This is a genomic window from Rhizobiales bacterium NRL2 (genome assembly GCA_001664005.1).
In the GTDB taxonomy this organism is placed as follows: domain Bacteria; phylum Pseudomonadota; class Alphaproteobacteria; order Minwuiales; family Minwuiaceae; genus Minwuia.
Genome location: CP016093.1, coordinates 3,607,097 through 3,621,744, shown reverse-complemented (window position 1 = coordinate 3,621,744; position 14,648 = coordinate 3,607,097). Strand labels below are relative to the sequence as shown.

At 69.1% G+C, this 14,648-nt stretch carries 11 protein-coding genes and 1 other annotated feature; of the genes, 5 read left to right on the top strand and 6 right to left on the bottom strand.

The window, feature by feature from the left end; all coding sequences use genetic code 11:
* Nucleotides 1-78: 78 nt before the first annotated feature.
* Entirely contained in the window at nucleotides 79-1,704 is a 1,626-nt protein-coding gene (locus tag TEF_16870; GenBank protein ANK82276.1) for a hypothetical protein, read from the bottom strand.
* Between the two features lie 107 nt (nucleotides 1,705-1,811).
* On the opposite strand from TEF_16870, the gene TEF_16865 reads away from it, so the two are divergent.
* Together TEF_16865 and TEF_16860 are read left to right on the top strand one after the other, a co-directional pair.
* On the top strand, nucleotides 1,812-2,882 hold the full coding sequence (locus tag TEF_16865; protein ID ANK82275.1) for a 3-isopropylmalate dehydrogenase: 1,071 nt from the start codon (nucleotides 1,812-1,814) through the stop codon (nucleotides 2,880-2,882).
* A gap of 140 nt (nucleotides 2,883-3,022) precedes the next feature.
* A complete protein-coding gene (locus tag TEF_16860) occupies nucleotides 3,023-4,036 on the top strand; it encodes a dehydrogenase (protein ANK83563.1) in 1,014 nt (337 codons plus the stop codon).
* A 196-nt stretch (nucleotides 4,037-4,232) separates the two neighbouring features.
* On the opposite strand, the gene TEF_16855 is transcribed toward TEF_16860, so the two are convergent.
* From TEF_16855 to TEF_16835, 5 genes are all read right to left on the bottom strand, one after another.
* On the bottom strand, nucleotides 4,233-4,850 hold the full coding sequence (locus TEF_16855; protein ID ANK82274.1) for a cob(I)yrinic acid a,c-diamide adenosyltransferase: 618 nt from the start codon (nucleotides 4,848-4,850) through the stop codon (nucleotides 4,233-4,235).
* A 3-nt stretch (nucleotides 4,851-4,853) separates the two neighbouring features.
* On the bottom strand, nucleotides 4,854-8,690 hold the full coding sequence (locus TEF_16850; protein ID ANK82273.1) for a cobaltochelatase subunit CobN: 3,837 nt from the start codon (nucleotides 8,688-8,690) through the stop codon (nucleotides 4,854-4,856).
* 124 nt (nucleotides 8,691-8,814) lie between these two features.
* Nucleotides 8,815-9,876, bottom strand: a complete 1,062-nt coding sequence (locus tag TEF_16845) for a cobalamin biosynthesis protein CobW (protein ANK82272.1) — start codon at nucleotides 9,874-9,876, stop codon at nucleotides 8,815-8,817.
* A 4-nt stretch (nucleotides 9,877-9,880) separates the two neighbouring features.
* On the bottom strand, nucleotides 9,881-10,579 hold the full coding sequence (locus TEF_16840; GenBank protein ID ANK82271.1) for a hypothetical protein: 699 nt from the start codon (nucleotides 10,577-10,579) through the stop codon (nucleotides 9,881-9,883).
* Between the two features lie 4 nt (nucleotides 10,580-10,583).
* Nucleotides 10,584-10,766, bottom strand: coding sequence for a cobalt transporter subunit (locus tag TEF_16835; GenBank protein ID ANK82270.1), 183 nt, complete (start codon nucleotides 10,764-10,766; stop codon nucleotides 10,584-10,586).
* A gap of 36 nt (nucleotides 10,767-10,802) precedes the next feature.
* Nucleotides 10,803-11,021, bottom strand: a binding site (cobalamin riboswitch).
* A 99-nt stretch (nucleotides 11,022-11,120) separates the two neighbouring features.
* On the opposite strand from TEF_16835, the gene TEF_16830 reads away from it, so the two are divergent.
* Genes TEF_16830 through TEF_16820 form a run of 3 tightly spaced genes read left to right on the top strand, consistent with a single transcriptional unit; the run spans nucleotide 11,121 to nucleotide 14,637 of the window.
* Nucleotides 11,121-12,635, top strand: a complete 1,515-nt coding sequence (locus TEF_16830) for an ABC transporter (protein ANK82269.1) — start codon at nucleotides 11,121-11,123, stop codon at nucleotides 12,633-12,635.
* Entirely contained in the window at nucleotides 12,632-13,717 is a 1,086-nt protein-coding gene (locus TEF_16825; GenBank protein ANK82268.1) for a sugar ABC transporter permease, read from the top strand. The genes TEF_16830 and TEF_16825 overlap by 4 nt, the downstream gene beginning before the upstream one ends.
* Nucleotides 13,717-14,637, top strand: a complete 921-nt coding sequence (locus TEF_16820) for an ABC transporter permease (protein ID ANK82267.1) — start codon at nucleotides 13,717-13,719, stop codon at nucleotides 14,635-14,637. Before TEF_16825 ends, TEF_16820 begins: the two co-directional genes overlap by 1 nt.
* Nucleotides 14,638-14,648 lie beyond the last annotated feature (11 nt).

The following is a 14,648-nucleotide window of genomic DNA, read 5'->3' as shown; positions in this document are numbered from 1 at the left end:
CCGGTGTGCGGGGTCAACGGAAATGAGCGAAAGTCGGCGAGCTGGCCGGCCCGGCCATCCCCGGCCCGCCTGCGTTGATCAGGTCCGCTTCACCTTGTAGCCGACGGACTCCCGGTCCCAGGTGCTTTCGGTCAGGCCGCGCTCGCGCAGCTTGTTCTTCTGGATCTTGGACGACGGCGTCTTCGGGATCTCGTCGAGATACTCGATGAAGCGCGGCACGGCGAAATAGGGCATGCGTGGCGTGCAGAAATCCAGCAGCGCCACGGGGTCGGGCGCCTCCGCGCCGGGCGCCAGGACGATGCACGCCATCACCTCGTCCTCGCCGCCTTGCTCCGCCTTCACCGCGACGGCCGCCGCCTCGGCGATGGCCGGGTGTTCCAGCAGCACCGATTCCACCTCGTAGGAGGAGATGTTCTCGCCGCGGCGGCGGATCGTGTCCTTGATGCGGTCGATGTACCAGAGAAAGTTCCGCTCATCGAGGCGACCGGCGTCGCCGGTGTGGAACCAGAAGTTCCGCCAGGTATCGACCGTGCGGTCGGGCATGCCGTTGTAGCCCTGCATGAAGCAGAAGGGTTCCTTCGGCCGGACCAGGATTTCGCCGACCTCGCCCGTGGGCAGCGGTTCATCGGTCTCCGGGTCGGCGATGCGCACCTCGTAGAACTCGTCCCAGACCTTGCCCGAGCAGCCGGGCTCGTCCGGCGCGTCGAAGGGCCGCCAGGCGGGGATGTTGCACTCGGTCATGCCGAACAGCTCGCTGAATTTCGGAATGCCGAAGCGGTCGCGGAGCGCCGATACCGTCTCGTTGGTCACCGGCACGGCACTGAGCATGCGGAGCCTGTTGTCGCGCTCGCCCTCCTTGACGGGCTGGGCGAGGACGAAGTCGTTCATCACGCCGAGCAGGTTGGTGACGGTCGCCTGGTACTTCTTCACGTCATCGATCCACTGCGCCGGCCGGAACTGCTTCATCAGCACGGCGCTGCCGCCGGCCAGCATGATGGAGTAGGTCTGCATCAGGATGCCCTGGGCGTGGAACAGCGGCATGCAGATGTAGTAGCGGTCGTTTTCCGTCAGGTTCAGCGCCCGCTGCTGGGAGACGCCGACCAGGTGCAGGTGGCCGTGCGGCATCAGCACCGCCTTGGACGGGCCGGTGGTCCCGGAGGTGAACATCACCATGCCGATGTCGCGATAGGTGACCTCGGTGTTGTGGTCGGCGGTCGAGCCGCCCTCCAGCTCGGAATAGGGACGCACGTCGATCCGCTCGAACGCCGGGACTTCGCCTTCCATCAGCGGACCGCCGGGCACGTAGACGGTCTCCAGGTCGGGCGCGGTGTCCTCGATGTCGGCCAGCCAGGGCAGGAATTCCCGCTCGACCACCGCGATGCGCGCCTTGCAGTTGGTCAGCACGTGGGTCAGGAAGCGGCCCTTGTAGGCGGTGTTCACTGCCACCGCGACGGCGCCGATACGGTTTAGGCCGAACCAGCACCACAGATACTCCAGCCGGTTGTGCAGCATCAGCACGACATGCTCGCCGAACTGCACGCCGATCTCCCGGAAGCGGTGGCCCGTCGCGTTGGCGATCTCGTGCGCCTGCGAATATGTAAAGGGCTCGCCGTCCTCGAACTGCATGAACGGCTTGTCGCCGCGCTCGCGCGCCTGCCGCGCCAGCGTCCGGCCGATCACCCATTCGGACTTGTCCGTCATCATCTGCCGCCTCCCCAAGCGTCGCCTCTGACCGGGGGTCATACTATAGTGCGGGGCAGACAATGAAAACGCGGCCTGCTGAATGGCCGGAGGCCCGGGAGGGGTGCAGCTTGAACGACACGATTTCCATCGCCGTGCTACCCGGGGACGGCATCGGGCCCGAGGTCACGGATCCGGCGCTGAAGGTGCTGGACCGCGCCGCCGACCTCTTCGGCTTCAGCGTCTCGGCGGCCGAGCACCCGGCGGGCGCCGCCCATTATCGCGACCACGGCGAGGCGCTGCCGCGAGCCACAGTGGAGGCCGTGGGCCGGGCTGACGCCACTTTGCTCGCCGCCATGGGGCTGCCGGACGTGCGCTACGCCGACAACACGGAGATCGTGCCCCAGATCGACCTGCGCGAGATCTTCGGCCTCTATGGCGGCGTGCGTCCGATCCGCGCCTGGCTGCCCGACGCCGTGCCACTGAAGGACCCCCGCGGCCGCGACATCGACTTCGTGCTGGTCCGGGAGTCCACCGAGGGCCTGTTCGTCGGCCGCGGCAAGGAACAGGCCGACGGCGACCGGGCCGTCCGCGACATCATGGAGGTGACGCGGGCGACGTCGGAGAAGCTGTTCCGCTTCTCCTTCGACCTGGCCCGCACGCGGCGCAAGCACCTCACCCTGATCGACAAGGCCAACGTGCTGGGCTCCATGGCCTTCTTCCGCCGCATCTTCGACGAGATAGCCACCGAGTATCCGGACGTCGCGACCGAGCGGCTCTACGTCGACGCCTGCGCCATGGCGATGGTGCAGCGGCCCTGGGACTTCGACGTCATGGTGACCGAGAACATGTTCGGCGACATCCTCTCCGACCTCGGGGCCGGCCTGATCGGCGGGCTGGGTCTGGCGCCGTCCGGCGATATTGGCGGCGACGTCGCCATCTTCCAGCCGAGCCACGGCACTGCGCCGGACATCATGGGCCAGGGCATCGCCAACCCGGGGGCGATGATCCTCTCGGCCGCCCTGATGCTGGACTGGCTGGGCCGCCGCCGCGAGGACGAGCGCCTGCAACGCGCGGCCTCGGCGATCGAGTGGGCGGTGGAGGCCGCGCTCCGCTCCGGCGCGGCGCGCACCCGCGATCTGGGCGGCGAGGCCTCGACCGCCGCCGCCGCCGACGCGGTGCTCGCGGAACTCGAGGGGTGACCTGCGTTCCCATACCTCACTCTCGATGTCATGCCCGGCTTGCCCGGGCATCGGGACCAGGATGGAACGCCATCGCGATCCGCCACACGGTCCCCGAGTGCCGCGATGCGGCATCGGGGATGACAGGAGGCGGCCGCGGCATGGCTGACCGCCTCCGCGTCCTCGGCGTCGGCGCCGGCTATTTCGCGCAGTTCCACTACGACTCCTGGAAGCGGCTGGACCGCGCAGAGCTCGCTGGTGTGTGCGATCTTGACCTTGGGAAGGCCGAGGCCGTGGGCGGGGCGCCGGCCTTCGCCGATTTCGACGAAGCGCTGGAGCGGACCGCGCCTGACGTGGTCGATCTGATCACCCCGCCGGCGACGCGGCTGGGGCTGGCACGGCGCGTGGCCGAGCGCGGCCTGCCCATGATCCTGCAGAAGCCGCTGGCCGACCATCTCGCCGGCGCGCAAGCCATCGCCGAGGCGGTGGAAGCCGCCGGGGTCCGGGCGCTGGTGCATGAGAACTTCCGCTTCCAGCCCTGGTACCGGGAGGCGCGGCGGCTGCTCGACGCGGGGCTGCTGGGCGCGCCCCAGTCGATCCTGTTCCGGCTCCGGCCCGGCGACGGGCGCGGCCCGGACGCCTATCTCGCCCGCCAGCCCTATTTCCAGAAGATGCCGCGCTTTCTCGTCCACGAGACCGGCATCCATTTCATCGACACCTTCCGATTCCTGATGGGGGAGGTAGGCGAGGCCTTCGCCGATCTACGCCGCCTCAACCCGGCGATCGCGGGGGAGGACGCCGGGATCGTGCTGTTCCGGTTCCGGGACGGCGGCCGCGGCGTCTTCGACGGCAACCGGCTGACAGAGTTCGAGGCGGCGAACCCGCGGCTCACCATGGGGGAGCTCTGGCTGGACGGCTCGGAAGCGCGGCTCAGGCTGACCGGCGATGGCGCGCTCTGGCTCAAGCCCAATGGCCAGGCCGAACGCCGCCACGGCTACGCCTGGGACGACCGGGGCTTCGGCGGCGACTGTGTGCACGCCTTCCAGGCGCACGCCCTTGCCCACTTCCTGGACGGCGCGCCGGCGGAGACGTCGGTCCGGGACTACCTGCGGAACGTTGAGATCGAGGAAGCCGTCTACCGCTCGGCCGATGAGGGGCGGTGGGTGGCGGTGTAATGTTGATTTTTCGGTGTCATGCCCGCCCTGTGCGGGCATCCGGTTGAATCATTGACTTGCGGCGCAGCCGCTCCGGACCCCCGCACAAGGCGGGGGTGACAGGTTTTTGCCGGAACGTCATTGCCCGTTCGTCCGGTCATTCGCTCGCGGGACGGCGGGCTGGCCGGCCCAGCCATCCCCAGTCCGCCTGCTCCCCCTAGAACTCCACGCCCTGCTGCGCCTTGACGCCGGCGCGGAAGGGGTGGGCGAGCATGGTCATCTCGGTGGCGAGATCCGCGATCTCCAGCAGTTCGTCCTTGGCGTTGCGGCCGGTGATGACGACGTGGGTCATCTCGGGCTTCTCGTTCTTCAGGAAATCGACGATCTCCTCGACCGGGATGTAGTCGTAGCGCAGCGCGATGTTGAGTTCGTCCAGCAGGACCATCTTCACTTCCGGGTCGAGGATGAGCTGCTTGGCGCGCTCCCAGGCGGCGCGGGCATTGGCGACGTCGCGCTCGCGGTCCTGGGTCTCCCAGGTGAAGCCCTCGCCCATGGTCTCGAAGGTGCAGAGGTCGGAGAAGCGCTCCTCGATCAGACGCCGCTCGCCGGTGTCCATGCCGCCCTTGATGAACTGCACCACGGCGCAGCGCATGCCGTGGGCGATACAGCGGAAGATCATGCCGAAGGCGGCGGTCGACTTGCCCTTGCCCTTGCCGGTGTGGACCACGATCAGGCCCTTCTCGCCGGTCTTGGTGGCCATGATCTTGTCCCGCGCGGCCTTCTTCTTGGCCATCTTCTCGTTGTGGCGGGCGTTGGGATCTTCTTGCTCGGCCATCGGTCAGCCTCCCTCGATCAGTTCGTTCAGTCGTACTGTGGCGTCATTGGCCCGCGGGCGCCAGAAGCCGCGCCGGATCGCCTCGTCCAGCCGTGCCGCAATTTCCTTCAGCGCCGCCGGATTGTGCTCGGCGATGAAGCCGCGCACGGCATCGTCGGCCAGATAGGCGCGGTAGAGCAGGTCGAAATGGTGCGAGCCGACCGCGCTGGTGGTCGCCGCGAAGGCGAAGAGGTAGTCCACCGTCGCCGCGATTTCGAAGGCGCCCTTGTAGCCGTGGCGCATCACGCCTTCGATCCATTTCGGGTTCGCGGCGCGCGAACGCACGACGCGTCCGACCTCCTCCGACAGGGTGCGGATGACGGGACGTTCGGGCCGGGAATGGTCATTGTGATAGCTGACCGGTTCCGCGCCCCTCAGGTGGGTGACCGCGGCGCTCATGCCGCCCTCGAACTGGTAGTAGTCGTCCGAATCGAGGATGTCGTGCTCGCGGTTGTCCTGGTTCTGGACAACCGCCTCGACGTTGGCGAGCCGGGTTTCCAGTTCGCCGCGCGCCCGGTCGCCCTCCGCGCCCGCGCCATAGGCGTAGCCGCCCCAGTTCAGGAAGCTGTCGGCCAGATCGCCCCGGTTCTCCCACAGCCGTTCGTCGATCAGCGCCTGCAGCCCTGCGCCATAGGCGCCGGGCTTGGCGCCGAAGATGCGGTAGCCCGCCCGGCGTTCGGCCTCGGCGCGGTCCTGCCCGCCGTCCGCGAGTTGCGCTGCGTCGCGGGCGAAGGCGGCGGCCAGCGGGTTGTCGTCGGGGCTCTCGTCCAGCGCCATGATCGCGCGCACCGCCGAATCGAACAGATCGATCTGCACGGGAAAGGCGTCGCGGAAGAAGCCGGAGATGCGCAGCGTGACGTCGACGCGCGGCCGCCCCAGGGCCGTGGCTGGAATGATCTCGAAGCCCGTGACGCGCCGGGACGCCTTCTCCCAGACGGGCCGGGCGCCGACCAGGGCCAGCGCCTGGGCGATGTCGTCGCCGCCGGTGCGCATGTTTGACGTGCCCCAGGCGGTCAGCGCCATGGTGCGGGGCCAGTCGCCCTGGTCCTGCATGTGCCGCTCGATCAGTCGGCTGGCGGACTTCCAGCCCAGCGTCCACGCGGCTTCGGTCGGCATGGCGCGGCTGTCGATGGAGAAGAAGTTGCGGCCCGTCGGCAGCACGTCGGCCCGGCCCCGCGTCGGCGCGCCCGACGGTCCCGGCGGCACGAAGCGGCCATCGAGGCCGCGCAGCAGCGCCGCCATCTCCGCCGCGCCGCAGCTATCCAGCGCCGGCGCGAGCGCGCTGTCGAGACGGTCGAGAATCTTCGCTGACTCGGGCATCCCCCCCACCCGGCGCTCCGCGCCGACCTCCCCCACCAGGGGGGAGGATTTGAAGCCGGTCTCTTCCTTTCCCTCCCCCTTGATGGGGGAGGGCCGGGGAGGGGGTGATAGCTCAACGAGTGCCACCAACTCGGCCGCCAGAAGTTCGATCCGCTCGACGGTGTCGCCCGCCGTGCGCCAGGGGGCGTTGTCGACCTTCGCCAGCGCATCCGGTTCCGGTCCCGTCCACGGCGCGCCGAGGTCGCAGTCCAGCGGATCGAAGCCCAGTCCGAGATCGTCGGCGATGGCGCGGTGGAGCGAACCGTGGTTGCGGCCCGGCACGCGGGCGAGCGCCACCAGAAGGTCGCGGCGCTGCCGTCCGTCCGGGGACTGACCGAAGATATGCAGGCCGTCGCGGATCTGCGCTTCCTTGAGTTCGCAGAGATAGTTGTCGAGCGCCTGAAAGGCGGCCTCCTCGTCGTCGCCAGGGGCGATGCCGGCATCGGCGTCCAGCCCTTCGGTGCGGACCAGCGACAGGATCTCCTTCTTCAGGTGCTCCAGCCGGCGGCGGTCGAGGCCGGCCGCGTCGTAGTACTCGTCGACAAGCGCTTCCAGGTCCTTCAGCGCGCCATAGGTCTCCGCGCGGGTCATGGGCGGCGTCAGGTGGTCGACGATCACGGCGGCGCTGCGGCGCTTGGCCTGGGAGCCCTCGCCCGGATCGTTGACGATGAAGGGATAGAGATGGGGCAGGGGGCCCAGCGCCGCCTCCGGGAAGCAGCATTCCGAAAGCGCCAGGGCCTTGCCCGGCAGCCATTCCAGATTGCCGTGCTTGCCCAGATGGACGATGGCGTCCGCGCCGAAGGACCGCCGGAGCCAGCAGTAGAAAGCGAGATAACCGTGCGGCGGCGGCAGATCGGGGCTGTGATAGCTCTCCTTCGGGTCGATCTGATAGCCGCGCGCCGGCTGTACCGCGACGACGGCGTTGCCGAACTCGATGACCGAGAGCACGAAGCCACCACGGGCGGGATCGTGGAACGGATCCGTTTCCGGCGCGCCCCAGCGGTCCTCGACGGTCCGCCGCAGGTCTTCCGGCAGGCCTTCCCAGAAAATGCGGTAGTCGTCCGTCGGCAGCACGACGCCGCCGGCGCGTTCGGTCCGGTCGGTCAGCCAGTTGGTCGGACCGGCCATGATCCGGTCCATCAGCTCCTTGCTTGCCTCAGGCGCGCCCTCGATGCGGTAGCCGGCGGCATCGAGCGCAGCGAGGACCCCGACCGTGCTGGCGGGCGTGTCCAGCCCGACGCCGTTGGCGAGCCGTCCGTCGCGGTTGGGGTAGTTGGCGAGCACCAGCGCGATCTTGCGTTCGGCAGCGGGCTTGCGGCGCAGCGTCGTCCAGTTGCGCGCCAGTTCGGCGACGAACCGGACGCGGTCGGTGCGGGGCTTCGGCGTGACGATGGCGCACTGGACGTCCTCGTCGAACGACGCCTCGGCCTTGAAGGAGATCGCCCGGCTGAGCACCCGCCCGTCCACTTCCGGCAGGGCGACGTGCATGGCGATGTCGCGCGGTCCCAGGCCCTGCATGGACTCCGACCAGGCCGCCTCGGAGCTGGAGGCCATGACGACCTGCAGGACCGGCGTGTCCTCCGATTCCAGCACGGTGTTCAGGATCTCGGCCGAGCCGTCCGCCTCGCCCGGCTTGCCGACGGCGAAGGCGGTCAGGTTGAGGACGATGTCGGGGCGCGCCTCAGCCATGATCCCGCGCAGCACGTCCGCCGACAATTCCTCTTTGAGGCTGGCGACGAAGACCGGCACGGGCTGCAGCCCGGCTTCTTCCAGCGCCCCGATCAGCGCGTCGACAGGTTCCGTCGAGCCGCCCTGCAACAGTGCGCGGTAGAAGACGACCATGGCCGCCGGCCGGGTGCGGTCGGTCTGCACCTCGGCGAGCGAGGGCGCTTCCCGGCCGGGCCAGTAGAGTCCGGCGCGCATGAGTCGCTTCGGCGGGGGCGGGGCCTCGCCGCCTTCCAGCATTGTGCGGCAGAACGCGAGCCAGTGGCGGTAGTTGCCGGGTCCGCCTTCGCGGAGATACCGGTGCAGCGTCTCGTATGGTTCGCCGTCGAGCGTCGAGACGGCCTTGAGGTCGGCGTCGGGCTTCTCGTCGCCGGGGAGGGCGGCGAAGGCGATTCCCTTCGCCCGGCAGGCGGTGGCGATCTCCTCGATACAATAGGACCAGTAGCCGACGCCGCCCAGGAAACGCCCGACCACCAGCCGCGCGCCGGCGACGGTGTTCTCGACATACTGGTCGACCGACATGGGGTGCTTCAGGAACATCAGATTGGCGAGACGCAATGCCGGCGCTTCCGGTCCAAGCTCCCGCCGCGCCGCGGCCAGCGCCGCGATCTCGGTGTCGGCGGCGGTCAGGAAGACGACGTCGGCCGGGCTCTGGCCCAGGTCGACCGCTTCCGTCCCGTCGTCGATCTGTCCGGGCTGCGCCTGGAGGAGATGCATCGAATCCTTCCGATGACAGTAGTGGCGCCCCTGGACTCGATCCAGGGGCCCAGTTGCGGGCCGCTCACCGGGGTCCTTGGGTCAAGCCCAAGGACTTCAAACCATGGCGACCGGCAGGCCGTCCCTACGCGGCGCGGTCGTAGACGCGGCGCAGGTCGGCCTCGATCGCGGCGCGGTCGAAGCCGGTCTCGCCGATCACGACCAGCCTCGTCCCCCGGGGTTCGCCCGCGCGCCAGGGCCGGTCGAAATAGCTGTCGATGCGCGGCCCCACGGCCTGCACGACCAGCCGCATCGGCTTGCCGGCGACGGATGCGAAGCCCTTCAGCCTGAGGATGTCGTGCGCGCGGATGACCTGAGCGACCTGATTCGCGAAGGCCTTCGGATCGTCGATCTCCGGCAGTTCGACGGCGAAGCTGTCGAACTCGTCATGGTCGTGGTCCTCGGCGCCTTCCCGTTCGTGATGGGTGGGACGGTTGGCGATGTCGTCCTCCGCGCCGATACCCAGACCGAGCAGCGCCGCAGGCGCCACTGCGCCGTGGCTGGAGCGGATCACCTGCACGCCGGGGCGGATGTCGTGCCGGAGCTCCGCCATGACCTTCTCGAGGCCGCCTTCGCCCAGCAGGTCGGTCTTGTTGATCACAACGATGTCGGCGCAGCCGAGCTGATCCTCGAACAGCTCCGAAAGCGGCGTTTCGTGGTCCAGCATCTCGTCGGACAGCCGCTGGCGGTCCAGCGCCGCCTCGTCGTGCGCGAAGCGGCCCTCGGCCACTGCCGCGCCGTCGACCACGGTGACCACGCCGTCGACCGTCACGCGCGTGCGGATGTCGGGCCAGTTGAACGCCTTCACCAGGGGCTGGGGCAGGGCGAGCCCGGAGGTCTCGATGACGATGTGGTCGGGCCGGACCTCGCGCTCCAGCAGGGCGGTCATGGTGGGGATGAAATCGTCGGCGACCGTGCAGCAGATGCAGCCGTTCGCCAGTTCCACGATGTCGTCCTCACTGCAGGTTTCCTCGCCGCAGCCCTTCAGCACTTCGCCGTCGACGCCCAGGTCGCCGAATTCGTTGATGATCAGGGCGATGCGTTTGCCACCGGCATTCTGCAGCAGGTGTCGGATCAGCGTCGTCTTGCCGGCGCCGAGAAAGCCGGTGACGACGGTCGCCGGGATCTTGCCCGATGCGGTACTCATGGTTTCAGTCTCCACTGGGTTCCAGTTTGTCCCACATCGCGCCGGCCAGCCACCCCAGCAGGACCCAGAAGGCGGCTGAGACGGCGAGTGATGTGGCGACGAAATGGGCGGCCAGCTCCGGTGGAACGGCGCCGCCGAAATGGTCCGGCTGGGGAGCGCCCACCGCGTGAGGGACGATCAGCAGGAGAACGCCGGCCCCTTTCCAGATTGTCGCCCTGGCCAGGACCAGCAGCCAGAGGGCGGCGCCTGTCGCGACCAAAGTGGCGACCCACCAGACCTGACGCGCCGTGACTTCGGCGGCCATGGTGCCCGGCAGTTCGGGTGGCAGCCCTGCGCCGGGCGCCAGCGCCGTCGCGACGAAACCCGCCGCGCCCCAGAGCACGCCGGTCTTGCCGTCGATCCGGCGTCCGCTCAGTGCGATGAGTGCGACCAGCAACAGGCCCCAGCCCGCGGCGATGAGGACGGAGGACAGGGCAGTGTAGAATATCCGCTCCCCGCCATCGGCCGGCGCCCAACCGCCGCCGTGGTCGTGCGCTTCTTCCTCGCCGGGACCGTGGGCGTGAGAGTCCCCTGCAGCCGGAGCGCTCTCATAGCTCTCCGCCTGCACGATGATGGGCACGGTCGTGAACTGCTGCAGCACGGACACGAACAGCCCCGCGAGCACCCCGGCGACCAGGGCGCTCGCAAAAATACGGTAGAACATCGCCTCAGTGGCAGGGAAAGGCGAAGCTGTGCCGACCGTCATGCGCCGCGTTGTGCAGCGTGCTGGACTGGGCCAGGCCGGCGCCGAAAACAAGGAAAGCGCCGATGAGTATCGCCGCGACGGCGGCGGGAATCACGGCAGCGCGGCGGTCTGTGGCGCCGGCGGCGGCATTGCGGATAGTGGTCATGTCGTTCCTCCTCGACCGCCCCTCCGGCGGTCCGTTGGCGTGCTCTCTCGCGGCGGCAGGTTTCCTGGCTCGCGCCTCGGCGGACCTTCCCCGCCTTCCCGGGCAGTTGGCCCAGTGGCGTATCGGGGCGTCCTCGACGCTTACAGTTGCGGGGGCAGCCACGGTCTTGGTCCCTGATGGGTACGCCGCACCGTGTTCCCTTTTGCATCCGCCGAACGCTTCGGATTCGGCGGAACCGCTGCTGGGTGTCATGGTGGCCCAAGCGGCACCCGAGGACAAGCCCCGGTACGGCATGGCTTGCGCGATCCGCGACTCGGGTGGAATAACCGTCCCCACGCGGTAACGGGAAGATCGATGGAAGACGTCCCCCTGCTGGAACTGAACGGCGTGGCCAGGTCCTTCCCGGGCGTGGTGGCGAACCGCGACGTCAGCCTCGCCGTGGGGCGGGGCAGCATCCATGCCCTGCTGGGCGAGAATGGCGCCGGCAAGTCGACGCTCGTGAAGATCATCTACGGCGTGCTGCGCCCGGACGCGGGGCAGATGTTCGTCAACGGCCGCAGGCATCGTCCGCAGAAGCCTGCCGACGCGCGCGCGGCCGGCATCGGCATGGTCTTCCAGCACTTCTCCCTGTTCGACGCGATGACGGTGGAGGAAAACATCGCCCTCGGCCTGCCGGCGGATGCGATCGGCGACGACCTCGAACACCGTATCCGCGCCGTGTCTGCCGAATATGGCCTGAAGGTGGATCCGACGCGGCGCGTCGACGACCTTTCGGTCGGCGAGAAGCAGCGCGTCGAGATCGTCCGCTGCCTGCTGCAGTCGCCCAGCCTGCTGATCATGGACGAGCCGACGTCGGTGCTGACGCCCCAGGAGGCGGAGAAGCTGTTCGACATTCTCCGGCGTCTCAGAGACCGGGGCTGTTCGGTGCTCTACATCTCTCACAAGCTGGACGAGATCCGGGCCATCTGCGATGCGGCGACTGTGCTGCGCCGCGGCGAGGTGGTCGCGCGATGCGACCCGCGAAAGGAGACCGCGCGGAGCCTCGCGGCCATGATGATCGGGGCGGAACTGCCGCCGCCCCGCCGCGCCAAGCAGACGCCGGGCGACGTGCGCCTGAAGGTGGACGACCTCTCCCTGCCGGCAGTCTCGGAGTTCGGCACGGCGTTGCGCGGTATCTCCTTCGAACTGCGCGCCGGCGAGATCCTGGGCATCGGGGGCGTCGCCGGCAACGGTCAGACCGAGTTGATGGAGGCGCTGATCGGGGAGCGGCCGAGCGCCAGGCGGGAGACCATCGTTCTGGATGGCAAGCCCGTCGGCACACGTGGGCCGGTCGGCCGCCGCGCCCGCGGCATGGCCTTCGTGCCTGAGGAGCGCATCGGCCACGGCGCCGTGGCCGAGATGTCGCTGGCGGAGAACGCGATCATTTCGGCCCGCGGCGGCCAGGGCCTGGTGCGGCGGGGCTTCCTGAGTTTCCTCTCGGCTGCCGGCTACGCGAAACGCGTGATCGAGGTCTTCCGCGTTGCCGCCACGGGCGCCTCTGCACCGGCCGGCAGCCTCTCGGGCGGCAACCTGCAGAAGTTCGTCGTCGGCCGCGAGGTGCTGCAGGAGCCGGGCGTGCTGATCGCCGCCCAACCGACCTGGGGCGTCGACGCCGGTTCGGCCGCCGAGATCCACGCCGCGCTCGACCGCCTGGCGGCCGCCGGCGCAGCAGTGCTGGTGATCAGTCAGGACCTGGACGAACTGCTGGCGATCAGCGACCGGTTCGCCGTGTTGTCGGAAGGCCGGCTGAGCCGTCCGCGGCCGACCGGTGAACTGGATATCGAGACCATCGGGCTGATGATGGGCGGACGTCTGGAGGAGGCTGCGTGATCCGGCTGGAACGACGTCCGCAGCCTTCCCGGGCAGTGGTTTGGATGACGCCGGTGCTGGCTGTTCTGCTGACAGTCGCCGCCGGCATGGTGCTGTTCGCGATTCTGGGCGTCGACCCGGTACGGGCGGTGGGGATCATCTTCCTTTCGCCTTTCTCGGACGCCTACAGCCTCTCGGAACTGATCGTGAAGGCGACGCCGCTGATCCTGATCGGCGTCGGACTGTCGCTCGGCTTCCGGGCCGGGGTCTGGAACATCGGCGCGGAGGGCCAGTTCGTCATCGGCGCGCTGACCGGCGGCGCTGTGGCGCTCGCGTTCTACGACATCTCCGGCGTCTGGCTGCTGCCGCTCATGAGTCTCGCGGCAATCGCCGGCGGTATGGCCTGGGCCGCCGTGCCGGCCTTCCTGCGCACCCGCTTCGGCACCAACGAGATACTGGTCAGCCTGATGCTGACCTATGTCGCCATCCTGCTGCTGAGCGCCATGGTCACCGGCCCGCTGCGCGATCCCGATGGCTTCAACTTTCCGGAAAGCCGCATCTTCCACGACAGCGCCCTGATGCCCCCGCTTTTCGAGCAGGGCCGGGCCAATGTCGGCTTCCTCGTGGCGCTCGCCGCCGCCGCCACGGGCTGGATCCTGCTCGGCCGGCATGTGGTCGGCTTCCAGATCCGACTGATGGGCCAGTCGCCGCGCGCGGCCCGCTTCGCGGGCTTCCGTGAAAAGCGGATCATCTGGTTCTGCCTGATGGTCTCCGGCGGGCTGGCGGGCCTTGCCGGCGTGTTCGAGGCCGCAGGCCCGGTCGAACAGCTCGTGCCGGCCCTGCCCGCGGGCTATGGTTTCACGGCGATCATCGTGGCCTTCCTCGGACGCCTGAACCCGATCGGCATCGTGCTGGCCGGCTTCGTCATCGCGGTGACCTATATCGGCGGCGAGGCGGCGCAGATCCAGATGCAGCTTCCCGCCGCCGTCACCCGCGTCTTCCAGGGCATGCTGCTGTTCTTCCTGCTGGGCATGGACCTGCTGGCCGGTTTCCGCTTCCGCCTCAGGCTGCCGCGCCGCGCCAACGTGGTGGAGACGCCCTGATGGAGCTCGCCGTCGACATCCTGGTCGGCATGATGCTGGCGGCGACACCGCTGCTGTTCGCGGCGCTGGGCGAACTGGTGGCCGAACGGGCCGGCGTTCTCAATCTGGGCGTCGAGGGCATGATGGTCGTGGGCGCGGTCACCGGGTTCATCGTCACCGCCGAGAGTGGCTCCCACTTTGCCGGCATCGCCGTCGCGGCCTTCGCCGGCATGCTGATGGGGCTGCTGTTCGGGCTGATGACCCAGATCCTGCTCGCCAACCAGGTCGCCACCGGACTGGCGCTGACCATCTTCGGCCTCGGCCTGTCGGCGCTGATGGGTCAGGGCTATTCGGGCCTGTCCGTGCCGCCGCTGGAGGCGATCCGGCTGCCGGTGCTGAGCGAGCTGCCGGTTCTCGGGCCGCTGCTGTTCCACCACGAACCGATGTTCTATCTCTCGATCCTGCTGACCGCGCTGGTCGCCTGGTTCCTCTACGCCACACGCGCCGGGATGATCCTGCGCGCCGTGGGCGAGAACCATCACGCCGCCCATGCCATCGGCTTTCCCGTGGTGCGCGTGCGGCTGGCCGCGGTCGCCTTCGGCGGCGCCATGGCGGGGCTCGGCGGCGCCTATCTCTCGGTGGCGCGGACGCCGCTCTGGTCGGAGGACATGACCGCCGGCCGGGGCTGGATCGCGCTGGCGATTGTCGTCTTCGCCAGCTGGCGGCCCGGTCGTGCGCTGCTCGGCGCCTATCTCTTCGGCGGCGTGACCATCGTCCAGCTTCACGTCCAGGGCGCCGGCGTCGACATCGCCAGCCAGTATCTTTCGATGCTGCCCTATCTCGCCACCATCGTCGTGCTGGTGCTGATCTCCGGCGGGCGGGGGGCGGCGGTGCTGCGGGCGCCGGGCAGCCTGGGCCGGACCTTCTACGCTTCTTCTTGACCGGGTCGCTC